The organism is bacterium, from assembly GCA_023150945.1.
Lineage (GTDB): Bacteria > Zhuqueibacterota > Zhuqueibacteria > Zhuqueibacterales > Zhuqueibacteraceae > Coneutiohabitans.
Window position 1 is genome coordinate 830,787 of record JAKLJX010000001.1, and the last position, 25,070, is coordinate 855,856.

General features: G+C 58.9%; 17 protein-coding genes. 6 read left to right on the plus strand and 11 right to left on the minus strand.

What is annotated here, in order from left to right:
• Nucleotides 1-448 precede the first annotated feature (448 nt).
• The 6 genes from L6R21_03070 (at nt 449) to L6R21_03095 (ending at nt 9,043) form a co-directional block, all read left to right on the plus strand.
• Nucleotides 449-5,290 (plus strand): DUF1939 domain-containing protein, encoded by a 4,842-nt coding sequence (locus L6R21_03070; protein MCK6558156.1) that lies wholly within the window; start codon nt 449-451, stop codon nt 5,288-5,290.
• Nucleotides 5,291-5,554: 264 nt separating this feature from the next.
• Nucleotides 5,555-5,971, plus strand: coding sequence for a metalloregulator ArsR/SmtB family transcription factor (locus L6R21_03075; GenBank protein ID MCK6558157.1), 417 nt, complete (start codon nt 5,555-5,557; stop codon nt 5,969-5,971).
• Between the two features lie 4 nt (nt 5,972-5,975).
• A complete protein-coding gene (cadA, locus tag L6R21_03080) occupies nt 5,976-8,147 on the plus strand; it encodes a cadmium-translocating P-type ATPase (GenBank protein ID MCK6558158.1) in 2,172 nt (723 codons plus the stop codon).
• Nucleotides 8,148-8,250: 103 nt separating this feature from the next.
• On the plus strand, nt 8,251-8,463 hold the full coding sequence (locus L6R21_03085) for a hypothetical protein (protein MCK6558159.1): 213 nt from the start codon (nt 8,251-8,253) through the stop codon (nt 8,461-8,463).
• Nucleotides 8,460-8,702, plus strand: a complete 243-nt coding sequence (locus L6R21_03090; protein MCK6558160.1) for a hypothetical protein — start codon at nt 8,460-8,462, stop codon at nt 8,700-8,702. The genes L6R21_03085 and L6R21_03090 overlap by 4 nt, the downstream gene beginning before the upstream one ends.
• Nucleotides 8,699-9,043: a PIN domain-containing protein gene (locus L6R21_03095; GenBank protein ID MCK6558161.1), complete on the plus strand. Its 345-nt coding sequence runs from the start codon at nt 8,699-8,701 to the stop codon at nt 9,041-9,043. Before L6R21_03090 ends, L6R21_03095 begins: the two co-directional genes overlap by 4 nt.
• A gap of 365 nt (nt 9,044-9,408) precedes the next feature.
• Here L6R21_03095 and L6R21_03100 read toward each other — a convergent pair whose 3' ends face one another.
• The 11 genes from L6R21_03100 to L6R21_03150 all read right to left on the minus strand — a co-directional run bounded on the left by L6R21_03100 (nt 9,409) and on the right by L6R21_03150 (nt 24,967).
• Nucleotides 9,409-11,193: a hypothetical protein gene (locus L6R21_03100; GenBank protein ID MCK6558162.1), complete on the minus strand. Its 1,785-nt coding sequence runs from the start codon at nt 11,191-11,193 to the stop codon at nt 9,409-9,411.
• A gap of 191 nt (nt 11,194-11,384) precedes the next feature.
• On the minus strand, nt 11,385-12,479 hold the full coding sequence (locus L6R21_03105; protein ID MCK6558163.1) for a dipeptidase: 1,095 nt from the start codon (nt 12,477-12,479) through the stop codon (nt 11,385-11,387).
• A gap of 165 nt (nt 12,480-12,644) precedes the next feature.
• The gene (locus tag L6R21_03110) at nt 12,645-13,766 is read right to left on the minus strand and encodes a hypothetical protein (protein ID MCK6558164.1); all 1,122 of its coding nucleotides are present in this window, start codon (nt 13,764-13,766) and stop codon (nt 12,645-12,647) included.
• A gap of 94 nt (nt 13,767-13,860) precedes the next feature.
• Nucleotides 13,861-14,430, minus strand: a complete 570-nt coding sequence (locus L6R21_03115; GenBank protein MCK6558165.1) for a hypothetical protein — start codon at nt 14,428-14,430, stop codon at nt 13,861-13,863.
• A gap of 26 nt (nt 14,431-14,456) precedes the next feature.
• A complete protein-coding gene (locus L6R21_03120; protein MCK6558166.1) occupies nt 14,457-15,689 on the minus strand; it encodes a T9SS type A sorting domain-containing protein in 1,233 nt (410 codons plus the stop codon).
• A 20-nt stretch (nt 15,690-15,709) separates the two neighbouring features.
• The gene (locus tag L6R21_03125) at nt 15,710-16,930 is read right to left on the minus strand and encodes a serpin family protein (GenBank protein ID MCK6558167.1); all 1,221 of its coding nucleotides are present in this window, start codon (nt 16,928-16,930) and stop codon (nt 15,710-15,712) included.
• A 26-nt stretch (nt 16,931-16,956) separates the two neighbouring features.
• Nucleotides 16,957-17,385, minus strand: coding sequence for a hypothetical protein (locus tag L6R21_03130; protein MCK6558168.1), 429 nt, complete (start codon nt 17,383-17,385; stop codon nt 16,957-16,959).
• A gap of 146 nt (nt 17,386-17,531) precedes the next feature.
• Nucleotides 17,532-19,328 carry a hypothetical protein gene (locus L6R21_03135; protein ID MCK6558169.1) on the minus strand — a complete coding sequence of 599 codons (1,797 nt, stop codon included), beginning with the start codon at nt 19,326-19,328 and terminating at the stop codon, nt 17,532-17,534.
• A 166-nt stretch (nt 19,329-19,494) separates the two neighbouring features.
• Nucleotides 19,495-20,919 carry a T9SS type A sorting domain-containing protein gene (locus tag L6R21_03140; protein MCK6558170.1) on the minus strand — a complete coding sequence of 475 codons (1,425 nt, stop codon included), beginning with the start codon at nt 20,917-20,919 and terminating at the stop codon, nt 19,495-19,497.
• A 24-nt stretch (nt 20,920-20,943) separates the two neighbouring features.
• Complete coding sequence (locus L6R21_03145) at nt 20,944-22,374, minus strand: T9SS type A sorting domain-containing protein (protein MCK6558171.1); 1,431 nt, start codon at nt 22,372-22,374, stop codon at nt 20,944-20,946.
• A 37-nt stretch (nt 22,375-22,411) separates the two neighbouring features.
• On the minus strand, nt 22,412-24,967 hold the full coding sequence (locus tag L6R21_03150) for a DUF3160 domain-containing protein (GenBank protein MCK6558172.1): 2,556 nt from the start codon (nt 24,965-24,967) through the stop codon (nt 22,412-22,414).
• Nucleotides 24,968-25,070 lie beyond the last annotated feature (103 nt).

Sequence of the window (25,070 nt, forward strand, 5' to 3'; positions counted from 1 at the left end):
CAATGTCTTCCGTCGCTGCGGATGGATCTTGCCGGCCTGACAGGCCGGCTGGACAGCAGCAAACTATTTTCCAACAATTTTCGCAGCCATCGCGACTTGCCGGTAGTCTGGAATGAACTGTGAATCCGAAGAGTTCTGCAATATGACATTTTGATATGATGACCAGGGCGAGCGCAGAACCCGTTGGCACAAAGGAAAGGCTGTGAACCGGGAGAGTTCCTTACAAGTTCTGCCCAGCAAACCCCGACCGTGTGCGGCTGCGAGGAGACCAGCCGGCGCGATGTTTTCGCACGTGACACCTGCCACCAATCTCCTCTTCGATTCTCATTTTCCCGTCAGGGATTGACTGCTTCCATTCCACGGTTGGAGCGGCTTCTCTTGTTGGCCGCCCCGCGCAACTTCATTGCAGCCGGCGGCCGAATTTTCTGGCAAATGAAGGAGGATGCTCATGCGCGCCGCGTCACGTTGGATCACGTTACTGCTGCTGGTGGCCTGCGGCTGGCCACGTTCCGGCTCGGCACAAGATTTCATGTTGCAGGGCTGGTATTGGGATTATCCCAAAACTGCCAATGGCTATTTGTGGGCGGACACGCTGCGGTTGCGCGCGCAGCAACTGCACGAGTCCGGCTTCACCTATGTTTGGCTGCCGCCGCTGTCGCGCGCCGCCTCCGGCGCCAACAGCAACGGCTATGATCCCAAAGACCTGTTTGATCTGGGGGAATACGGCCTGGGCGCCACGGGTTTCGGCAGCCGCGCCGATTACGACGCGTTGATCGCCGAGTTCAACAGTGTCGGCCTCAAAGCGGTGGCTGATGTCGTCTACAACCATCGCGACGGCGGCCTGCCGGAGAACAATCCCTCGGTGGCGGGATGGATCCGCAACATGAGCTACGCCAAAATCGCTGCCGGCGATCAGCCTTATCCCTCCGACCGCTTTCGCTTAATCCTGCCCATCGGCGGCAGCACCGGCCGCGGCGCCGGCACCTATTACTTCAAATTCGGATCGAAATCGCAGCACCCGAACTTTTTCAATAAGCCATACAAAGTCTACATGGAAACCCGCAAGGTCGGGTATCAGGGGCAGCCGAATCAGTTTGAGTTCGAGCCGAACGGCGGCGGCGGGTGCGGTGAGCCGAACAACGCCATTTCCCTGGGTGTGGACCTGTTTGCCAATGTTGATGGCTTGGGGTGCAAGATCGATGAATTCGCCCTGACCTTGAGCAGCAATGATTTCAACGCTGCCGGGGATACCGTCTTTATTTATCTCAATAACCGCAATGTCGGCGGTTTGGGCGATTATTCCGATCACACCGTGCTCGAGCTGTACTACTCCGGTGGCGGCGGCAATATCGAAGGCGCGCTGGCGTATCAAACCTGGACGGATTTTCGCAGTCTGGCCAGCGGCCGCGGCGACATGAATCATCCCAACTTCAAGCCCAACGGCAATCCCACGCAATTGGCCGGCGACTACGACGCGATGTTTTTTTTCTATGACTATGACCAGAAGAATGTCGCCAGCACCATCGACACCCTGCAGGCCTGGACGCGCTGGCTGTGGCACGGCGCCGGCATCCGCGGCTACCGGCTGGATGCCGTGAAGCATTTCGAGCCCAAGTTCACCGGCGATCTGCTGGAAAACCTGCATGATTACGGCATCGACCCGGGAATGGTGGTGGGCGAGTTCTTTGACGGCAATTCTTTCGTGCTGAAGCAGTGGATCGACAACGTGCTGGCCAACATGGACGGCGACACCAAGAGCGCCATTGCGCCGCGCGTGTTCGACTTCTCGCTGCGCTATGCCCTGGAAGCCGCTTCCGATCAATTCGGTTATGACGCGCGCAATGTGTTCAACGCCAGCATCGTCGATGCGCAAGGCGCCAGCGGCTTCAATGTCGTGACCTTCACCGACAACCACGATTTCCGCGGCAGCGGTCAGCCGATTGACAACGATCCCCTCCTGGCCTATGCCTACATTCTCACCAACAATCAGGTCGGCTTGCCGAGTGTCTATTACTACGACTATTACAATCGCGGCTTGCGCACCGAGATCGACAAGCTCATCCGGATTCACCAAGACCACATTTCCGGGGCCTCACAGCGCGACTATCTCAGCCGCCTCAGTACGCCATACCCGCAGAGTTTCACCTCCGGCCTGGCCAGCACGACCTTGTTCTTTCAACTGAGCGGAACGCCCGCGGGCCGCGACGTCCTGGTCGCCATCAACTATGCCGGCCTGACGTTGCACGTTACCCACGGCGTCAATACCTCGACAATGAATCTCGCCAGCGGCGATACGTTGACTGATATGTTGGGGAAATCAACCGCGCCCTACATGGTGGTCGACAACTCCGGCAGCGTGCAGTTTCAAATTCCGCCGCGCAGCTATGCCGTGTGGGTGCAGGGCGCGCCGCGCGAGTTCTTGTTTGCGAATGCCGGTTCGCCACCAACCATCTGTGCCGGCGACACGGTGCCGATCGGCGGCAATCCCACGGCCGCGGGCGGTGTTTTCGGCGGGCCGTATGTCATCACGTGGGCGCCGAATGATGGCTCGCTCAGCGACATTCACGCCGCCAATCCCCAGGCCTGGCCCGCGACAACAACCGCCTACACGGTGACAGTGACCGAGAGTTCATCCGGCCTCACGGTTACCGATGACGTCACCGTGACGGTCAATCCGCTGCCGGCGGTTACGTTTGATGCCGTTGGCGCTCTTTGTTTGAACGACCCGCCGGTGGATTTGTCGGCGTTGGTTTCGCCCGGTGGCGGCACTTTTTCCGGACCGGGCATATCCGGCAGCACCTTTGATCCCGCGGCAGCAGGAGAGGGCACGCATTCTTTGACGTATGCTTTCACCGACGGCAACGGCTGCAGCAACAGCGCCAGCCAGGGCGTGACGGTCAAGCCGGTACCGACGGCCGAGGTCAGTGGTGATGATGCGGTGTGCACGGGCACGACGCACAATTACACTGCCACGACGAATGCGGCCAGTCCAAGCTACTCATGGAGCATCACCGGCGGCACGATCAACGGCAGCGCCACCAATAACCCAGTGAGTGTGACTGCCGGCAGCGCGGGGACGATGATCTTACAGGTGACCGTCACGGATGGCACAACCTCCTGCAGCAACAGCGCAACGCAAAATGTTCAGGTCGACGCCAATACCGTTACTGTCGCTGCCGGTGAGAATGCCGCGGCGTGTCTGGGTGTTGCCGCGTTGTTGAACGGCACCGCCGCGGGCGGCAGCGGGACCTACACCTTTGCGTGGACCGTGGAATCAGGCCCCGATCTCAGCCCTGCGCAATTCAATGATCCCACGGCCGAGGATCCGCAGTTCACGCCTGCGGCTGTGGGCGACTACGTGCTGCACTTCACCGTTGAGGATGGCGTGTGTCTGCCGGTTTTTGGTGAAGTCGCGCTCGAAGTCAATGCACCGCCGGCGGTGAGCATCAACGGCGCCGACCCCGTGAACACCGGCACCACGCACACCTACTCGGCGGACACCGATGCCGCCAATCCGAACTACCTGTGGAGTGTCACCGGCGGCACCATCAATGGCAGCAACACCTCGAGTGCGGTGAGCGTGACCGCCGGTACCATTGGTGAGATGATCGTGCGCGTGCGAGTGACGGACGGCAACACCACTTGCAGCGACAGTGCCGGTAAACACGTGACCGTGACGGCCAGCAACTTGACGGCTTATGCCGGTGAGAATCAAGCGATCTGTGCGGATTCGTCCTTGACGCTCAACGGCGAGGCCGCCGGCGGCGACGGCACCTACACGTTGGCGTGGTCGGTGGAGTCCGGCCCCAACACCAGCAACGCGCAATTCAACGATCCGGCGCTGGAAGATCCGGTGTTCACGCCCACCACGGCCGGCGAGTATGTGCTGCGCTTCACGGTCGATGACGGCGTCAACACGCCGGTTTCTGACGAGGTGACGATCACCGTGCACGCGCTGCCCCTGGTCGAAGCCGGCAGTGATCGCGAGTTGATCTACGGCCTGACTACGACGCTGGGCGGCAGCCCCACTGCCAGCGGCAACGGGCCATTCACCTATCTTTGGTCGCCGGCGATCGGCCTGCTCGATCCACCGGAGGCCGCCAATCCCCAAGCCAAGCCGCTGACGACAACGACCTACACGGTGACAGTGACCGATGCCAACGGCTGCAGCAGCAGCGACCAGGTGACCGTCACCGTCGCGGCGTACGTTTTTCTCTCGAATGATTATGTGAAGATCAACAAGAACAAACAGTCGGACGGCAACATCCACAGCAATGCGAGGATTGAATTCGGCCGGGGCGCGCCCGGCACGCACACCGGCAATCTCACTGCCCTTGACGACATCACCATTCGTGAGAAGAACACCATCATCGGCGATGTCACTGCCGGCGATGAGCTTTATCTCTTGAAGACGGCGATCGTGACCGGCGCGAAGAACGCGCATGCGACGGTGGCAGCGGTCACGTTGCCGGCCTTTACTTTCAGCGCAGGTGGGCCGAGCCTGACGGTGAAACCCGGCACCTCCCGCACTTTGTCGCCAGGCTCCTACGGCACGATTCTGGTTGACGACAAAGCCACCTTGTCCCTTTCCACCGGTGACTATTTCATCGACCTCCTGAACACCGACCCCTCTGCCGTGCTGTCGCTCAATGTTGCCAACGGTCCGATCAATATTTACGTCGTCACTGATCTGGACTTTGACACCAAGGTGCAGGTGTTGATCGTGGGCGGCACGACCGAGCAAGTGACGTTCGTGACGCTGCAGGATCCCAAGGTCGATATCGGCAAGAAGGCGCTCATTCGCGGCACGCTGGTGGCGCAACACGCCGAGGTACATTTCTCCAGCGAGGCCAAATTCAAGGGCGCAGTCATCGCCGACGGCATCACGCTCGACGCCAATGTCAAGTTTCAGTTCCACACCTCGACCGCGGTGTTCCCGAAAGAACCCGGCGAGGATGAGGAAGAAGAGGAGAGTCAGGAGCAGTTGTCCGTGGCGGGTTACGAGTTGGCGCAGAACTATCCCAACCCCTTCAATCCGGCCACGCTGATCAGTTTTGCCCTGCCGCAAGCCGGCGCAGTGACGCTGCAAGTCTATTCCGAAACCGGCCAGCAGGTGCGGACGCTGCTCGATGGCGAGATGGCGGCCGGCCAGCATGAGGTATCGTGGAATGGCCGCAACGAATCCGGCCAGGTCGTTGCTGCCGGACTGTATTTCTACCGCATTATCGTGCAAGGCAACAGCGGTGAGACGGTCTTCACGGAGACGCGGCGGATGACTTTGTTGAAGTAGGGCTGCCCGCGTGCTTCCAGCCGCCAGTGCGCGCGGCGAATGCAACGCCACTCCACCGCATTCTGCGGAGGGGTGGCGTTTTTTTCTGCAGGCGTGCCGCAGATGATGCCGGCTTCTTGGTGGAGAGGTTCCGGCGCAAGGCGGGTCCAGTCGCGGGCCGGGCTCTGCGGCCGCGCCGCCGGGTGGCCTGCAAAAAACCTCTTGCAAAATTCGATTAAACGTTTACTTTACGATTCAACAATTGCTTAATCGTTGGAGCTGCGCATGTTGCACGACGACGGCCATGCGGTTTGTGAGATCGAATATGTCGACCAAGCCCATGTCCAAAAAGCCGCCAGAAAGATTGCCCATCACCGCCGCATCGCCAATCTCGCGGAGATTTTCAAGATCCTGAGCGATCCCATGCGTCTCAAGATCATCCTCGCGCTGCAGCGCGCCGAGCTGTGCGTCTGCGATCTGGCCAGCCTGCTGGGCGTCACCCGGCCGGCGATTTCACATCATCTGCGCTTCCTGCGCGAAGTGCGGCTGGTGAAATATCGCCGCGCGGGCAAGATGGCGTACTATTCGCTTGATGACGAGCATATCGAGCGCCTGATCAAAGTCGCAACCGAGCATGTAGCGGAAACCGAGCGCGCTGACGCCAGGGACAGACAGCAAAAAGTCAAAGCCGCAAAGGTGTGAATCGATGGACAAGAAGACGAATACTCTCACCCACGAAGAAATCAACGTGGTCGGCGTGCATTGCGCCGGCTGCGCCCGCACGATTGAATCCGCGGTTACGCAAATGCCGGGCGTCGATGCCGTTGCCGTCAATTTTGCGAGCGGCAAGGTCAAAGTCAGCTTCGACAGAAGCCGGCAGGACCTGGCGCGCATCAAGGAACGCATCGAGAGCGCGGGCTTTCAGGTCAAACATGAGCATCGCCACGCCGAGCAGGAGGCGCGGCTGCCGTTTTGGCAAACGCCCGAAGTGCTGGCCGTGGCCATTTCCGGCGTGCTGCTGGGAATCGGTCTGTTGGTCGATTTCCTTGCCCGCGATTCGTTTTTTTATGTTTTTGACTTCAAGTTTCATGTGTCCGCGCCGATCTTGCTGCTGGCGCTTCTCACCGGCGCTTGGTTTTTTGCGCCCAAAGGTTTGCGCGCCGTGCGCACCCTGGCGCTGGATATCAATTTCCTCATGACCCTCGCCATCTTCGGCGCGATTCTGATCGAAGAATATGTCGAGGCCGCGAGCCTGGCCTTCTTGTATTCGCTGGCAGAATTGCTGGAAGGTTACGCGGTGGAACGCGCGCGCCGCTCGCTCAAAATGCTCACGCAAATTGCGCCGGCCCAGGCGGTGATCAAGCGGGAGGGCCGCGAGCAGACGGTCGACGTGCACGAAGTCAAAGTGGGCGAGACCCTCATTGCACGGCCGGGCGAACGCATCGCGCTCGATGGCATCGTCGTGGCCGGCGCCTCCAGTGTCAATCAATCGCCGATCACCGGCGAATCCGTGCCGCTCGACAAGCAGCCGGGCGACGAAGTGTACGCCGGCAGCCTCAACGAGCAGGGCTATCTCGAGATTCGCATCACCAAGCCGGCGAAAGATACGACCCTGTCGCGCATCATCGAAATGGTGGAGGAGGCGGAGAGCCAGAAGGCGCCGAGCGCCAAGTTCATCGACCGCTTCGCGCGCGTCTACACGCCTACGGTGGTGCTGCTGGCGGTGGTGATTGCCATCGTGCCGCCGCTTTTTTTCAATGGCGATTTCAAACTGTGGTTTGAAAAGGCGCTCACGCTGCTGGTGATTTCCTGTCCGTGTGCGCTGGTGATCTCGACGCCGGTGGCGGTGATCTCGGCGATTACCGGCGCGGCGCGCAACGGCGTGCTCATCAAGGGCGGCATTCATCTAGAAAACATGGCGCAGGTGCAGGCCATTGCCTTCGACAAAACCGGCACGCTCACCCGCGGCAAGCTGGTGGTGACCGACGTGCTGCCGCTCAACGGCATCGCGCCGAAGAATTTGCTGCAACTCGCTGCCTCGCTGGAGCAGCGCAGCGAGCATCCCATCGCGCAGGCCATCACGCAGGCGGCCGCCGGCATGCCGCTGCAACTGGTGTCCGAGTTTGAGAGTGCGGCCGGCCGGGGTTTGCGCGGCCGGGTCAATGGCGCGCAGTATCGCATCGGCGCGCCCGAGATGTTCGCCGGTGAAAATCTTGCGCTGCCGGCCGCGCAATTGCAGGCGCTGCACGCGCAGGGCAAATCCACCATGTTGGTCGGTATTGATCACGAGATTGCCGGCATCATTGCAGTGGCCGACCGCTTGCGCGAGAATGCCGGCACGGTCGTGGCGGACATTCACCGCCTCGGCCTCAAGACGGTCATGCTGTCAGGCGACAATGCCGTCACCGCCAGGGCGATCGCACAGGCGGCCGGCATTGCGGATGTGCACGCCGGGCTGCTGCCCGAGGCGAAAGTCGGAGAGATCAAGAAGCTGCAGGCGCAATTTGGCAAGGTGGCAATGGTGGGAGATGGCATCAACGATGCGCCGGCGCTGGCCACGGCGGAAGTGGGCATTGCCATGGGCGCGGCCGGCAGCGATGCCGCACTGGAAACCGCGGACATCGCGCTGATGGGAGATGATCTGGGCAAGCTGCCTTATCTCGTCGCCTTGAGCCGGCGGGCGCGCACGATCATCAAACAAAACGTGTGGGCTTCGCTTTTGCTCAAGCTGGCGCTCGGCCTGGCAGTGTTTCCGGGCTGGACGACGCTGGTGATCGCCGTGCTGTGCGGCGACATGGGCGCCTCGCTGGCGGTGATCGGCAACGCCATGCGCCTAGCGAGGTTCAGGCCGAATGGCAGCGGACGAAAGGTTGCTTGACTCTGTCAGAAATTCGTATGTACTTTGAAATGATTAGACCAGGCAAGTTTTGCACGATTTTCGTCTACACGTCTAGTCGGTGATAATACCCTGGAGTTCACAAATGATTTCACTAAAAGAACGTTTTGTGGTTGATGAAAGCGGGCGGCGCCTCAGCGTGCTTTTGGACCTCGAAATCTACCATAAGCTGCTCGAGGAACTGGAGGAGTTGGAGACGCTACGCGCATACGATGAGGCCAAAGCTTCCAGCGGCGAGGCCATTCCTTTTGAACAGGCGGTCATAAAAATCGATCCAAGCTTTCGGAGTACGATATGAGAAAAATTCAAAAAAAGAAAGTTGCCAAACAGCTTATTTTAGGGCAATCCCTTCTGAGCGAGGCCAAGTTGGGAACGAATGTTGAAATCACTATTCAAAAAGGCGCGATTATCATTTTGCCTGTTGCTAAGAAAAAAGGATGGCAAGCACTGGCGAAGTTGGGTGAAGACGCCATCGAGGGCGTGCTCGACGAGCCGGCTCAAAATCACGATTCCTACATTTATGGGAAGGATAGATGATCTTCGTCGATACTGGGGCATGGGTGGCGCTCGAGGACAAGCGTGATTCCCATCACATAGCAGCGCTCAAGCTCAAGTATGAGCTGGTTGCGGCAAAAACTCGCCTGATTACGACTAATTACATTCTTGATGAAACCTACACATTGATGTTGCTGAATTCAGGTTATGCAAGGACGGTAAGCTTCAAGCACGCGCTTGATCGGTTGATCCGTCAGAATGTCATCGTTGTCCTTCATATTACGCCTGATATTGAATACGAAGCTTGGGAGATTTTCGAGCGCTTTAATCGCGACAAAAGTTGGTCTTTCACAGATTGTACGAGCAGAGTCATTATGGATTGAGTGACCCATAACGAAGTTTTTAGTTTTGATCATCATTTTGAGCAGATGGGATTTGTTATGAGGCCTTAAGCATGCGCTCAGCCTTGCCGTTTTTCCAGGTTGGACACCGCTGGTGATTGCAGGTTTTTGCGGCGACATGGGCGCTTCGCTGGCGGTGATCGGCAACGCCATGCGCCTGGCGAGGTTCAGGCCGGGTGGCATTCACTGAGCCTCGTCTCCGGACCAGGCGAAACTGTCCTGGGTACCGTGACTTCCAACTGAGAATGGGCCGCTGCTCGGCTTTTGCGTCAGTGTTGGCTGAAGGACTCAGAGAGGGCAAAGGCTGGCGCGCAGAAATCGTTCTTCTCGCCCGACCTCCATTCACCTCACGGCACCCTGGTGCTGCTCCCGCTGTTGGCCCGCCAGAAACGATTGCGATCGACCGCATCGATCCCGCCATCGAGATTGAAATCCCCGCGTTTGTCATAACTCCAGCTTGCGCCATGCTGCGGCCGCCAGACACTGTCGCGGTCAGTGTTGTTCACGCTGCCGTCGCCGTTGCCGTCACCGGCCAGCATAGCAAACACATTCGCTTCGACCTGTTTCATCGGGTTGGTGCCGTAGGCTTTGGTTTGCGCCGTGGTGAAATCATACCGACTGGGCAAATCACGGCGGGTCGCGACTGCGCCGGCACTCATGATGGCGAGATGATTGCGATGCCGCACGACCACCGAATAATTGCCCGTGCCCGCCGGCAGGGTGATCTTGTTGGTGCGGCCATCCTGTGCAACGATGCGGCCGTCTTTGTGCAGAAACGCGCTCCTGGAGGCCACTACCGCGCCGCTTGCGGAATTGCGCAATTGCACCAGCACCCAATCCACCACTTCCCCGCCAACGCTGTCAACCGTGACCGGATCTTGCGAATAGGGCGAAGTCAACGGTAACAAACCGCGCAGCGCCGTCGTCATGCTGTGCGTGTTCGTATCATACGGACCTTCGAGAAAGACCTTGACCGCCACCGCGGTCTCCGGCACCGGCAGCATGCCGCCATCCGTGCCGAGCACCTGCAGTGCTTCAGCGTGAACTTCGACGCCGGTTTCGGTTTCCGGCGCATAACCGGGATTGGTGAGAATTTGGCCATTCGGTTGCTGATTGCTTTCGATGAAACGCAGGCCGCTATCGATGTTCGAAGCATACGTCACCGCATCCCAAGCCTTCAAAGCCATCACGGCCCAGGTCGTGGTGCTGACATCGCCCACGTGTGAGGCGGCGCGCGAGCCGGTATCATAAGGCCAGTCGCCCTCGCTGCGCTGAAAGCTCACCAATTGCGTCACCAAGTCCGCCGTCGAATTGCTGCTGGCCCAGCGCCCGGCTTTGGGATCGAGACTGACGCCAGTGTGCGCCGCGGCCCATATCGCGCCGGCGAGTCCGGTTATGTCGCCATCCTCATCTGAGCTGGTTGTGGCCTCGAGCCTCTTGACAATGCCTGCCATCAAACTGTCACGGATGGCATGCTCGCCGGTGTAATGCGCCGCAACGGCCGGGGAAGCCAGAAACCACGGCTGCAAGGCCACCCAGTGGGCATAGTCCGCGAAACCCTGATAACTCGCCGCCCATTCGCCCGCGTTTTGATCATTGCTCTCGCCATAGGTGCCGGCTTTGAGTTTGTCCCAGAAGTGCGTCTGCACGAACTGCGCATATTTCTGATCATTGGTCAAGCGCGAGAGTTCCTCCAGAAACATGGCATCATGTGAGGCGAAATCAGGATCGCCATCCGTGAAGGTCCGCGGATAGCTGTTGAGGAGATAGTCACCGGTCTTGATGGCCGTATTGAGATAACTCGTCACGCGGGTGACGTCGTATGCCACCAACTCGCCGCGCGCAATTGTGCCTTGAATGTCGGGTTGCAGGCGGCCGTTGATTTCCCAGGGAAACGCGCCGCTGGCAGTCTGCTGCGTCTTGAGCCAGTCCGCGCCTTTCACAATGCCGGAATCAGAGGCGCTGGTCGCGGCGGTGGCCGTCGCGAGGGCCGGCCCGCGGTTCAGCTTTTGTTTGATGAGACTCGCGGCCGTTGCTGCCTGCGCAGGCGCACGGCCCAACCGGGAGGACTGGGCCGAGAGGCCGGTAAACATCAGCGTGAAGAGAAGCGCCGTGCCGGTGAATCGATTCATGTTCAGGACTCGCGTTGCAAAATGGGATTGAGACAGCCGGAATTGTATGCTTCGGGAATAGCGGGAGGTGAGCAGGAAAACAGCCGAGGTGTCAGGTCGACCACACGTGACCGCGCCACCGGCGCCCGGCCGGCTGCAGCACGGCGTGATTATACCCGCAGCCCGGGCAGGCTGCGAACGGCGGATGATACTCAAGGCTGGCGGCGGTCGAGATTTGCCTGCCACACACGCAGCAGATTGCCGCCGTTGATCTTGTTGATTTCTTCCGCGGTGTAGCCTCTTTTCAAAAGCTCGGCTGTCAGTTGGGGATAACAGCTCACGTCTTCCAGGCCGGCCGGCATCTCGTCCACGCCGTCGAAGTCGCTGCCCAAACCGACATGATCGATGCCGATCAGTTTCACAGCATAATCGATGTGCTTGATGACGTCTTGCAGCGTTTGCCGGCGCCGGCGATAATCGTCACTCAAGAACATCGAACCGAAGTTGATGCAGACTACGCCGCCGTTTTTCTTCAAGCCGAGCAGCATCTCGTCCGACAGGTTGCGTTGAAACGTGCGGAATCTTCTCAAGCTCGAATGCGAAGCAATCACCGGCGATTGCGAGAGCTGCAACACCTGCCCAAAGGCCTGATCCGATATATGCGAAACGTCGATCATCATGCCGAGGCGGTTCATCTCCGCCACGACCTGCTTTCCGAACGCGCTCAGACCGCGATGGGTGCGGCGGCTGTCATAGGAAGAATCGCAGATTTGATTATCCTGATTGTGGCAGAGCGTGAGGTAGCGAATGCCCTGTTGATAGAAGTGTTGCAAGCGGGCGAGGTCACGGCCGATCGGGGTGCCGTTTTCCAGGCTCATGATGACGGCGTGCTTGCCGGCATCGGCGAGGCGCCGCACCTCGGCGGGGGTGTCGGCGAATGCCGCCAGTTGCGGATTGGCGGCCACGATGCGCGTGAGCATTTCGATGAGGCGTTGCGCCTCGTGGAAAGCGCCGTCCGGTTGGGCACTGAAACGGTTCGACACAAAAATCGCGAAGAAGGAGGCATCCAGTCCGCCTGCGCGGGCGCGAATGAAATCAAAGTGGCCCGAAGCGAGACGTTGGGAAAGCTCCGCGCGGGATTTCGTTCTCGTCAGGTGATAGAGAACATCGATATGCGCGTCGAGCACCAGCGATTGGGCATGAATGCTCGCGGCGCGCTCGGCGGCACTGGCCGCGCCCGGCCGCGCCGGTTGGGCAGAAAGCGCAGTGGCAAGGAGAAGGGTGGAGATTGCGGCTCGCAGGATCATCTGGCAGCTTCTTCGATTCGAATGAAGGGCAGGCCGTTGGTTGTCCTTCTGCAAGAATCCTCTTGAGCGCAGGGCCAATCCTCGACCGGGCGAGGAGACCGGCGCCGGGAAGGATTCTTGCAGAAGAACAGGCAACAGGGCGAGGCGGCATGCCGGCAAAGGCCGCTATAAGGGAATCGACCCGCCCGTGGGTGTCACAAGCATGAGCTTGGCAAAATCGTCGCGCACCAGCAGGGGCTGCAGATTGGCGCGCAGCGTGCGGGTGAGATACGCTTCGCAAGCGTCCGCGTTGGCATCATGCCGGAGAAAGACGAACGCGGTGTCGTTTGCAATGCGGTTGAAGTGAACGGTAAAATCATGCACCCGGCAGCCGCCGCTGTAAGAGACTGCCGTGCGCAACACCTCGCCGGCGAGCGCGGTGGAATCTGCATGCAAAGAGTAGCCGTCGCCGAAATCCAATTCCCGCGGCTGCGGATCGAAGGGAATCAGATCCTCACCCACCGTGAAGCTCTCCGAAATCACGTGCGCCATCTGTGTGCTGTCGCCTGCGGGATGGACTTGCAGCAGCAGGCGGAAGATACCGGATAGTTTTTCATAATTCAACCAGTAACCATGAAAACTGGCGCTGGGCGCAATCGTGAACTGCCGCACACCCTCCAAGGCAATGGGCAAGCGTACGCTCGTCCAATAGTCGTTTTGCTTCTGCTGTACAATGAAACCGCTGCCTTGCGCCGCGAGCAGCCAGTCGCCGCCCATGCGATCGGCGCCGGTTGCCGTGAAGGAATACGAGCTCGGGTTGATCAGTTGAAAGTTGATGGCTTCATCAATGCCAAAGGCAGGCTTGTCGGCCTGTAATCGCAGATTCATGCCGGAAAGCCTGAAACCGTGCTGCTCGAACACCGGCAAGTCTTGCTGGCTGATTTGCAGGAATGCCGCATAGCCGGCTGGACATGTGCATGCGGCGCAAACGGCGTCTGCCACGGATTCGGCGCGATACTCCGCAAAATCCACCCCGCGCTTGAGAAAGTACAAGCGCAAGATATCGCGTTCACGTTCATGCGGATATTGTGAGGGATCATTGCCATGCCCTTGCAACCATTCCTGTTGCCAGGGATTGCTCAAGCATTGTAACGGCATGGTTTCAACCCAAACCAGCGCACCGCGGCGCGCAAAGGGCTGGTTGAGCTGGGCCTCCACCGGCCCGGTGGCGGTGTGATCACAAGCCGTGACCACCAGCAATAACAACAAAGCGGCGGCATACGCGAGTCGATTTGCAAAAGGTCGCATAGGTCTGCTGAGGATCTTGGGTTTCGTGATGATTTCTCAAGAAAAGTTGTGTTGCACGAAAGCGTCCATAATCTTCGTCATCTGGAAAGGCTTTTTAGTGTTTCACCTCGTGATTGTGCTTCACAAGATGCTTGCAGCACGGCAATTTGCGGGACGCTCTTTGCCGGAACAAACAGACGAAGACACCCGCGAACAAGTAAATGTCGCTGGCAAGAATATTGTCGCAGCCGCAGCCCCTCGCACGGCGCGTCACACCGGGTTGTGTCGTCAAGAACGCCAAATCTTCGCCGGCGCGGTCGATCAACCTGGTGCGTGTGCAATTGTTGGTTGCCAGCCGGCCCTCCGGGTTTTCGTAGGCATAGATCAGATATGTCTTGCCCTTTTGAAAATAGAAGCCGCACATGGCGCTGTTGGAGGCGGTAATGATTTCGGTCGTGAGATCTTTCTTGCCTTTCCAAACTTCTGAGGCACTGATCCTGACGGTGAGAGAATATGATGCCGGTCCCTCCTGGATGTCAATCACCATACCCGTGAGCACGGCCTCCGCTTGCTCAAAGGCCTGTGCCGGTGGCGGTGTCGGCACACAGGAGCAGGGCTGCGCCGGTGAGGCAGCGGCGATCATCACCAATGCCGCCAACATGGAAATGAAAGTCTTGTTGTTCATTGTCTCATCTCATGGCGAAGGCCGAGTTATTGTATCACCGCCAGCTTGCGCGTTTGCGCGAAGCTGCCCGCCGTCAATTTGTAAAAATAAACGCCGCTGGGCACGCGTTCGCCGCGCTGATCCCGGCCATTCCAGGTGACGACATAATCGCCCGGGCCATGCCGGCGCTGCACCAGCGTGTTGAGCGCACGGCCGAGGATATCGTAAATCGTCAATGTCACTTGTGTCTCCCGCGACAAACGATAGTGAATCGCAGTCGTGTTCAAAAACGGCTCAGCGCTGGCCGGCGCAAAGGGATTGGGATAGTTCTGCCTCAGCTCGAGCGTTTGAGGCAAGGCCGGCGAAGAAGGAGCATCAATCCCGGTGGGGATCTTCTGGCCGTCGATGATGGCGCTGGCCAGGGGATATTCAATCACGGCAAAGCCCAGCAGCTCGCGCCGCACCGGGCCGAGGTTGGGAGTATACCATTCGATCCAATCATTATCCGCGCCGGGGAATCTGAAATAGAAACGATAACACGGAAAGAAGTGCCCGGCCTCGACCCGGATGGTGTCGGTTGTGCTTTCGAGCGTCACGGTCCATTCGGCCAGGTGTTGGGGACCGTAAACGTGCCAGCTCTCGCCGATCTTCGCGCTGAATTTGAGCCAAATTTGTTCCTCATTCTCGTGGCGCACGATCAGTTCCAGCGAATCATTCATGCGCAGCAGGGGGCGGGGAAATTCACGGAATTGATCGAATTGGTAGTACAAATGCCCGGCCGTAAGCGTGGTGTCGAGAATAGTCTCAGTCGTCGTGCCCGGAAAGTTTGAGCCGAACGTCCACGCGTTGCCGATTGTCAGTGGCAGGTAGGCAACCGAGTCCAAATAGTTCAAGTCCTCCTGCGCGAAGGACTCATGGCGCGTGCGGGTACAGAGGTTGGTCGACAGCGGTTCCTCCCCATATTGGTAAGCGTAAATGAGATAGGTTTCGCCGACCCGGAAGTCATAACCGCAGCCCGCCTCATCGAAGGGAGTGAACAGCGTGTCCGCCGCGCTCTTGTTGCCCTTCCATGTCTTCAAGACGTCAAGATGGGCACGCCGCTGATGGATGGCGGGGATCGCTTCAAACGAAAGAACCTTGCCCAGAAAAACGGCGTCCGCCTCGGCAAAGGCGCGCGACGGCGGTGGCGGCTGTCGGCAGGTGCAAGCCGATAGATCTTCGGCGTAGAGGAACAACCAGGAGGCAAAGGCGGCAAACAAGCACACTTTTCTTGCAGACATGAGATCTCCGGGTGAAGGTGTTATTGGGGATATTCCATTTTGCCGATGAACAAAATCGTTTGCGAATGGCTGTCGCGAATGGCGAACAGGAACGGACGATCGATTCGGAATTGAGGAGGAGCGGAGACGACGCCGATGCCCACGGAAGTGACGGCGGCGGCCTCGGTGCCTTCTTCATTGACTTCCACAAATGTCTTGTGTTTGACTTCACTGATCAGCAAGCGTTGCGACTTGCACATTTGCGAAAAGTCTGCGCGCTCCGTAAAAGCAACTCCCATTCCCAGGCTTTGGAGTGCCCTGTTCAAAGTGATGTCGAAAGTCATCGTAAACTTGGGCATGGCAATCATTAACTCGCGTTCGGCAAAGCCGTTCATCCACTCCGCCCAGGTTTCCGCGTTCAAAGCTGAAATCAGTGAATCCAGCGAGATGCCGGGGTTAGGCAGTAGAATCGTCATGCTGAAACCGGCGTCGCCGTAGGGCAGATCAACCGCCTGCAAGGTCGGATGCTGAGCATAGCGCACGCCGGCTTTTTGGTGCATCATTCTGCAGGGCTGCTGTGCGCCATTCGCTGTGATGAACCAATCGTCCCGCGTATTGGCGGGGTCGAACTGGTATGTCCACTTGCCCTTGAAGTAGATTGCATTGATGAGGAACATCACATGTTCGGGCTTGATTTCATCGATGATTTTCGGAATGCGGCCGTGCGTGTTGTCGCTCACCCAGGTGTTGATGAGATTGAGGGTGGCCGGCGCGCTGAAATCAACGCCGCTGACGCGCGCGTTGAAATAGGTTTGGTTGCGCTTGAGGAATTCGGGCTCGAATGCCATTTCCTGCCGGTGCCAGATCGAATTGGCGATTTGAAATTCCACGCGCGGGTCGAGTTGCATGAGCAGCGCGATCAAGCTTTGATAGGATTGATTGATCTCCTCCTGCGACAAACCGGCCAGTTCCAAAGTGTTTTGCATGGCTTCGTAAGTTTCGCCGTTGGCGCCGTTCAAGGTCATGCCCAAGGCCATGGCCACACTCAACGGCGAGAGGAAGAGGTTCTCGCCCGGCCGTTGCTGCACGACTTCGCGAAAGAGCTGCAAGCCGAAGCGATTGCCCGAGACCACCAATTTCTTTTCGAAGGAGGTCAGCTCGCGGAAGCTGCGGTTGTCGGGCGTGACCACGTTGTGTTCGCATTGTACCAACCACAGGCTCAGACCCAGCAAGAGCAGGAGCCGCAAAAACTGGAGTTTCATGTGTGCCTCGCTTCTGTGTGTTGCGTTCAGGGCGTTCTTGTAATCTGTAGCAGCGCTTTATAGTCAGAAGGCTGGATTGTTTCACTCGCTGCCCGCCAGGGATCGAGCTGCAGCAGAGTGATTTCGTATCCGAGCGTGGCGATCGGCAAATGGCAGCAGGTGTCGGCTTGCGCAACATAACCGGGTATGGCGACTGTCACAGATTTCGATCCGAATTTCCTGCTACTCAACGAAAGACGAATGTCCGCGCTGCCCGGTATCGTACATCGGTATTTCCTGGGGCATCTGGAATCGCCCAGAACCTGAAGAAAACCGATCGTGACCTCGTCTGCCGCGAGGCGGCGGTGCTCGCCATAATGCAGCCAGAACGGCGTGTCCACCGTTGCCACCGGGGTTGTGAGGTTGGAATCACAGGCCGCGGCCAGCAGCGCGCCCAGAATGAACAGCCCTTTCATGATCAGCCTCACGATTTGAGAAACGGCAGACGGCGCGCCACTCGAGAATCGGCCAGCACCGTCATGCCAGTTGTTCTATGAGAATCTGCCGGGCACCATTCTGTTTTTCTGCTGAACGTGGCCGGCGGGATTCTCGATCGCAAATGTCAGAGGTTGAACAGCACGGCGAATTGCCAGGTTTCCAAATCCGTCGGTGAAGCGCCCAGCCCCACGTCGATGCGCACGGCCTTCACCGGCTGGAAACTCGCGCCGGCGCGGAAATTCAAAGAGGCTTCGCTGCGGCGCACCGGCACGGCGCGATAGCGATCAACCCGCTCCGGCGGATTCTGCGGGGTCGAACCTTCCGGCCGGATGACGATGGTGGAATCGGTACGAAACCAAATGTCAACCACCTCGTCGGTCTTGATGCTGAGAAACTGTTTGATCGCCGCCAGATGCACCGACCAGTGCGGTCCAATGCCGAAGGTCATGGCCACCGGCAGGGCGACGCGCGTGGTCTTGAGGCGCTTGTCAAGACGCAGCGTCTTGTCTTCGATGCCGATGGTGGTCTGTGCCGGAGACCACGGTGTGGAGACCAATTGCCGGCTGGCGCGGTAAACTTGCGCATCTTCATACACCAGAGCCTTGCTTTCATCCTGCTCGAGGTGCACGGCCACGGTGGCTTCACTGTTTTTGTACATGGGAATCACCAGTCCGGCGCTGCCGCTTCGCCGCGTGCGGGTCTCTTCGCCCGCGCCCTGGCGATTGTCGCTGAATTTGGAATTGTAGGCCGGCTCGTAAATCACGCTGTCGGGATAATTGCGGTAGCGATAGCGGTGAAAGCTGGTGTCGAGCACCGCGCCGGTGTTGGTCAGGTCGAGATCGGATTTGTGATACTCCAGCCGGAAGCGGAAAGCGATGTTGTTTTGCATGGGCAATTCGCCATGAATGCCGGCGAAGCGCGTTGTGCCTTCGTGGCGCCAGCGGCTGTCACTCTGGTGGGAGTAGTAGGAGCGGCTGAAATACTCGGACTGTGTTTCGGAGCCATAGGTGTAAGCGCTGCTGTCGCGATCGCCGCTGGATTGAGCGTGATGGCCGGTAATGCCGCCGCCAAAAAAGCCGATTTGCCGCGCCGCCGGCAGCGTGAACACCGCGCCGGCGCTGAATTCGTTTTGGCGCAGGGCCGCGCCGGCGTTCTTCTCGTTGAGGTAGCGCGACTGATAGGGATAATCGAAATCCCGGCTGTAGTCATTGAAACGCACGTAATCGCCGGCAATGTCCGTGATGGTGCGGCTCACTTTGGCACCGGCGGCTAGAAACTTGGCGAGTTTGAACGAAAGATAAGCTTCCATCATGTGCGCGGTTTCAGTTTTTTCATCAAGCCCGTCTTGTTTGATGTTCGGTTCGATTTCAGGGAACCGGCTGCTTTCCGCCGTGCGCACGCCGAAGGCGTCATAGGCGCCGTAATACCAATAGGGAACATATTCATAAAATGTTCCGGAATGATGGGTCAGCTCATAGCTGAGGGCGTATTTTAAGCCCGGCAGGTATTTCGCGGCAACGTCGCCGAGATAGATCGCCGAAAGCAGCGGCTCGAGCTTGCGTTCCACAGGCCGGGCATAAAAGGGCGGCGCGAAGTAGGAGTTGTCGTAGAAGTACACCGGGTAAACGCGATACTTCGGTGCTTTGGGCTTTTCGGCGCTGCCCTTGAGGTCGATATAAAGCCGGCTGCCCTCCAGCGAGGAAAGCGTTGCTGGTTGAAAGGACATCTCGCTCAAGTAATCCGGCAACACGCCGAGCAAGCCGCTGTCGATGTTTTTCAAGTTGAGCGAGAGAATGCGGTGCGGACGCAGAAAATAGTCGCGCGCGTCAAAGCCCTTTTCCAGCACATAATCGTTCCAGTATTGGGCCTGCAGAGACAGGGGGCCCGACACCATAGCGGCAAGCAGCAAAAGGCGTTTCATGGATGACCCTCCGAAGGAGCATATTGGGGTTGGCTGATTCGAATCAAGTGTTGCCTTGTTTCGTTTCCGCTCCTGCGCTTCTCATTGCGATGAAGAGCAAGAGTAAGAGCAAGAGTAAGAGTAAGAGTAAGAGTAAGAGTAAGAGTAAGGGCTTCCTCGATGGCCACTACGGGATATGCCTCAGTAGCATCTTGCGCGTGGCCACAGCTTTGGCATCCAAAGACAAACGGTAGAGGTAAACGCCGGAGGCCGCCGGTTTTCCCGCTGCATTTCTCCCTTCCCAGCGCGCCTGGTGTTCGCCGGCAGGTTGGCGTTCGTCAACCAGCGTAGCCATCCGCTGCCCGAGCAAATCGAACACTTCCAATTTGACGTGACGGCTGGCAGCGAGGCGATAGCGAATCAGAGTTTCAGGATTGAATGGATTGGGGACATTCTGCGCCAGCCAGAAACCGTTCGGCAGTCTCCCTTCTTCGCGATCGCCAATCGCGGCAGGACCGCTTTGATAGCGCCACACGCCGTGACCGTGCGTCGCAATGTAAATCATGCGCGGCGCCTGCCGATCGGCAACAATGCTGGTGATGCCTGCGGCCACCGCGGGCGGGTCCAGCACCGGCGCGGCAATCTCCTGCCAGGTCGCGCCGGCATCCAGGCTCTCCCACAACGCCCAGGTATCGGGATTCGCAATCAAGCCGCCGGCGTAAATGTGATCTGGATTCGAGGAGTCGAGCGTCAGGCCGTAGAAATAAACCGGCGTATCGCGCAAGCCGGTATAGTCCCACGTCGCGCCACCGTTAATGGTTTTGATCACCGCGCCCTCCATGCCGGCATACACGGTGTCAGGATGCTCCGGATGAATGGCAATTGAATTACAGGCATTGTCGCCGCGGAGATTCGGCATGAAGACTTCCCAAGTGCCGCCGTGATCCTGCGACTTCGCGATCCACGGCGCAAAGATTCCATTTTCGCCGCCGGCCCAAATTGTGCCGCTGAAGTAATCACGCTGATGCACGGCCAACGCGTTGGTGACGCCCAGGCCGACGCTGAACGCCGGCTGCCACCAGCGAGCAAAAGTCCGCGAGCGGTAGACCAGGCCGTTGCCGCCGGCAAAGGCAGGGCCCGGCGCCAGATGGCCGGTGGAACGAAAACTCGCCAGGGCTTTGACCAGGAAGAGATCAGGCCACGGCAGGCCGGAATCGGCCGGCACCCAAACGCCGTTTTCAAAGCGGTAAATCCGCGTGGAATCACCGGCGCTGTAGTTGGGAAACAGGCCGACGACGGGCGCGTGGAAATCGGCGGGACCAGCGCCCCAAATCTGGACATCGAGCGCGGTGAGCCTTTTGCCTTTCAAGCCCAGCTCGACCCAGCCGGAATCAGGCGCTGCCAGATTGCGACGGTAAACACCCTCCTCTGCGGTGGCAGCATAGAGCAGGGCCGCTGAGAGCGAGGCATATTGCGCCACGCCCAACGCGCTGACGCGCTTGCCCGGCAGGCCAAAGGCCTCCAACTTGCCGGCGGTTCCCGGCTGCGCCAGGGCTTGACTGGCAAGCAAGCCGGCGAAAAAGAGTACCCTCAGTCTGACTGAACCCTTCATAAAATCTTCTCCGCGTGTTGCGTGTTACGGCAATACCGTCCACTTCTTCACGATCACCCGGCCGCGCCATTCAGCATGCACGAAATAAACGCCGGCAGTGAGACTGGCGGGAGAAAAAGGCAGCGTGAAGCTCTGCCCGCCGCTGTGCACCGGCACACGCCAAATGCCGAGCTGTTGGCCGAGGGTGTTGTACAGCCGAATAGTAAGAGGCTCCGGCACCGGCGCCAGAACGCGAAACGTGAGCGCTGCGCCCGCTGTCTGTCTGGCGGGATTGGGGAAAGTCACTTCGAGGTGAAAATCTTCCGGCTTCGCAGGCGTGTCGTGGACGCTCGTCGCCGCAAAGGTATAGCGCCAGACGCCGCTGCCAAAGGTCGCGAGATAAACCGATCGTGGCAGCGCAGGAGGGTCCGCGAGAAAGGGATCGAAGATCATGCTGCCGATGACCATCAGCAGCGGCCGGAGCGGCAGCATCTGCCATTCGTCACCGCGATTCCGGCTTTCGTAGAGTACGGCGGCATTGTTGCCGGCGCTGCCACTGGCAAGCAGGTGTTGCGGCGTTTGTGGATCAACCGCCAGCGCCGTGAAAGTTATCGCAGGTGAGGTGGGAAACACCGCCTGCCAACTCCGGCCGCGATCCCATGAGCGCAGAATCGTGTGCGTCAAGGCGGCATAGATGAGGTTGGTGTCGGCGGGATCAGGCGCCAGGGCAACGCACTTTTCGTTCCAGTTGAGGTGCGCGGGGCTGAGGTCTTCCCACTGTTCGCCGGAGTTGCGAGACAACATGATCAGGGGACGCCAGGCATTGTCCAGCGTATCCGGGAGGGAATGGCCGCCCGCCCAGATTTCCTGGCCCAGAGGATCGAACCACGAACGTTGGCTGGCAGCCAAAACGCGGAAGAAATCAAATCGTCTCTGCCAAACCGGCTGCCAGCTTTGGCCGCGATCAAGGGAACGAAAGACTGCACCCTGGCCGGCGGCAAAGGCAGTGACGAATTCCGGGCCGATGGGCTGGCACACTGCGACTCCCGCCAGGGCCTGGATGTGGCGCACGGAGACGGCATCTATTCCCTTGCTCGCTGCCAGCCACGCGCCCGGCTTTTGGCAAGTGTCGGGACGTTGCTGGTAAAAGTAGATCAAAGTCGAATCGCCCGCGGTCAAGTCAGCAGCGGTACCGGCCAGTATGCCCTTCCAGCAGATCAGCGGGCAGACGGTGTGAAACGCGAAGATCGAAGTCAATGTCCTTGCCGGCACACCGAGAGGCTTCCAGCCCGAATCCGGATCTGCCAGATAGCGGCGGTAGACGCCGCTGTCCTGGGTGGCGGCGTAAAGCGTGCCGAAGAACTCGTGCATAGCGGTCACGGACTTGCCTTCCAATCCGAATTGCTCGAATTGTTGGGCGAGGGCAGCCTGCGTCACGATCAAGCAGCAGGCCAACAGCGAAGAAGAGAGGCGCATGTTCAAGATTAATCCGGTTGTGATAATCCCGCGGTTCTCAGCGCAACATCGTCAGCTTGCGTGTGGCCGCCGACTTGCCAACTTGCAGCCGGCAGAGATAAATGCTGGAGGCCGCATCGCGGCCGGTGTTGTCTTTCCCATCCCAGCGCACGAGATAGTCGCCGGCGGGCAGCGGTTGATCGAGCAGCTCGCGCACCAGCTCACCGCGCAGGTTGTAAATCGCCAACTGAGCCGGGGCATGAGCATACGCCGGTGAAATCTCAAAACGAATGAGCGTGTTGGCATTGAAGGGGTTGGGGAAATTCTGGTGCAACGCCGGCGTTTGTGGCAGCGCCTTTTCCTGCAATGGCTCCGTGACCGCGGTCGCGATTTGTGGACCCGCGGTGCGGCGCCGGCCTTCGGCATCAGCGAGATAAACATTCACCCACGCGGGGCGAAACGAAGGCGGCTGCCGGTAAAGTTGCTGCCATTCCTCATCGGTCAGGCGCTGGAAATTCCAAGTCACGTGTTCGTAGTAACTCAGCAGCGGCCCGATGAATGCCATCGGCTGGCCCGCCTGATTTTCGGCAATGAAAACGCCGAGATCGAGCGGCCCGGTGCCGGCATGCAGGACCTTGCCGACCGGCGTTCCCGCTTCATCCGTCGGTTGCGTGTGCACGTCCGCAATTACCAGATCTTTTTCGGCCACTTGACCGGAGCCGTTGTAGTAGAGATCGACATACCAGCCGTCAAACTCCGTTACGCACCCGTCGCGTTCATAAAGCATACTCTGCAGAAAACGAGTTTCAGCGGAATCCAGCGGCGTGTGCTGAAGCTGCTTGCCCGCGATCACCGCCAGCGTGTCCATGATGCCGGCCATACCGGAGAAATAGCGCGTGAGGTAGGTCTTGCGCCATTCCTCCGCAAACGCAAGCGTGCCGAATTTGGCCTCAGCCTGCCGGGCAAAACGCTCGAGGGCGCGATAGAACGCCGGCAACGGTTCCACGAAGCTGTATGGAAAGGAGCAGGTCGCGCCGATGGTGTAGGACTGCTTGGCGTACAGTAAATTGTCATGCCGCAACTGTGCCCACGAAGCGAGTTGCGTGTTCATCTTTTGCTGCCAAAATGCACCGGTTTGCATGAATGCCGGAAAGGGCGCCAAATTGCCGGGCGGATTGAGCGCGCGAATGGCGGCCAGCCAGGCATTATACAACGAGCTGCTCCAGAACGCCGGCTCGTAGGAATCGACCAGATAGCGCACCGCTGCCAGGTTGGAGGCATAGGGATAACGCCCCAGCTCATCTTGCAACAAAATCGCGCTGGCCTCATTTCCCAGGGCGAACAGCACATCCAGGCTGGAGGGCATCATGCGCAGGATTTTTTCGCCTTGATAGAGGATGCGGTCATGGACGACATTGCCCATCACATAGGAGTCGATGACGAAGCGCTGGCCGAGCAGCAAAAAGGCGGTGGGCGGCATGGCTTGCTCGGGAACGGCGGGATCAGAGAGCAGAATCTGGGAATTGATGCGCTGAATGGCATAAGACTTCGTTGCCAGCGCTTGCTGCAGCGCTTGCAACCGGCCGGCGTCGAGCAATTCGGCGGCCTGAGTCAGACCGATTTCGTCCGCCAAGAGCTGCAAATGCGCGAGTGTGACATTGTCACTCTCGCCGACGAAAAAACGAATGAGATCTTCCATTTCCTCCCAAATCGGCAGCGCGCCGCTGCTTTTAGCAGCCTCCCAGAGCAGGTAGGCCATGATGGTCTGGCGCTGGATGTCAGCCGCGCTGGGCGCCGGCATGCCATGCTGTTGCGGCGGGCTGAGCATCAACTCGGTGCGGCCGAGCCAGATCATCGCGCGGAAGTAATTCTTGAGAATCGCTTCATTGGTATAATGGCCGCGCGGCCGGAATTGGCTGAAATCGATGAGGCGCGGCGTAGCCGCGAACAGGGCATAAGGCGCCGGCTGCTCATCCGTGATCAGCTTCAGCAGGGCCTCGACCGTGGCGCTGTTCTCCGCGCGCTGCGGCGTATACGCCAATCCCAGCAGTCGAAGCGCGACAGTGAGGTAGACGTCCATGTCGTTCAGCATCGTTTGCATGGCTGGCTGACCGGCAGAGCGATTCGCCAGGTTCGGCCATTCCCGCCGCAGCTTGAGCAGCAACTCTTCTAGGCGCGGAATCAGGAGGCCGCGTTCCATGTCCTCCAGAATCGTATCATAGGAACGATGCAGCGCGTGCAAGATGGCATCGCTGGAGACGAAAACCGGCAAATCATGTTTGTAGATTTCATAGAAGGCCTCCCCAAAGTTTTCGCGCTGCAGCCGCTCGCTCACCACAAAGCCGTTATCCGAGAGCAAGGCGCGTTCATCGGCGGTGAGCTGGTAGATTTGGATGATCGTGTCCAGATAGGCGATTTTTTTGAGCGGAAGGTAGAGCGCGGTGCGGAAAGCGGGAGTGGGATGAAGGCTGCGCAGTTGTGCGCCGGTCAAATCCCGATGGTCGTCCAGGAAACTGGTGTAAGCCTGCAGGTCAAAATCACTGCCGGCTTGGGCGCGTGCCTGCATGGAGGGCAGCAGAGCCAGCGCGAGCAGAATCGACACAAAGTAGCGCATATCTCATACTCCCGAGCTTGAAGTCAGCTCACGAAATCAGCGGGCGGCGCAGATTTTCCTCTGCGCCGCCTCACTCTCTTTTATGAAAATGCTGCGCTGGGGC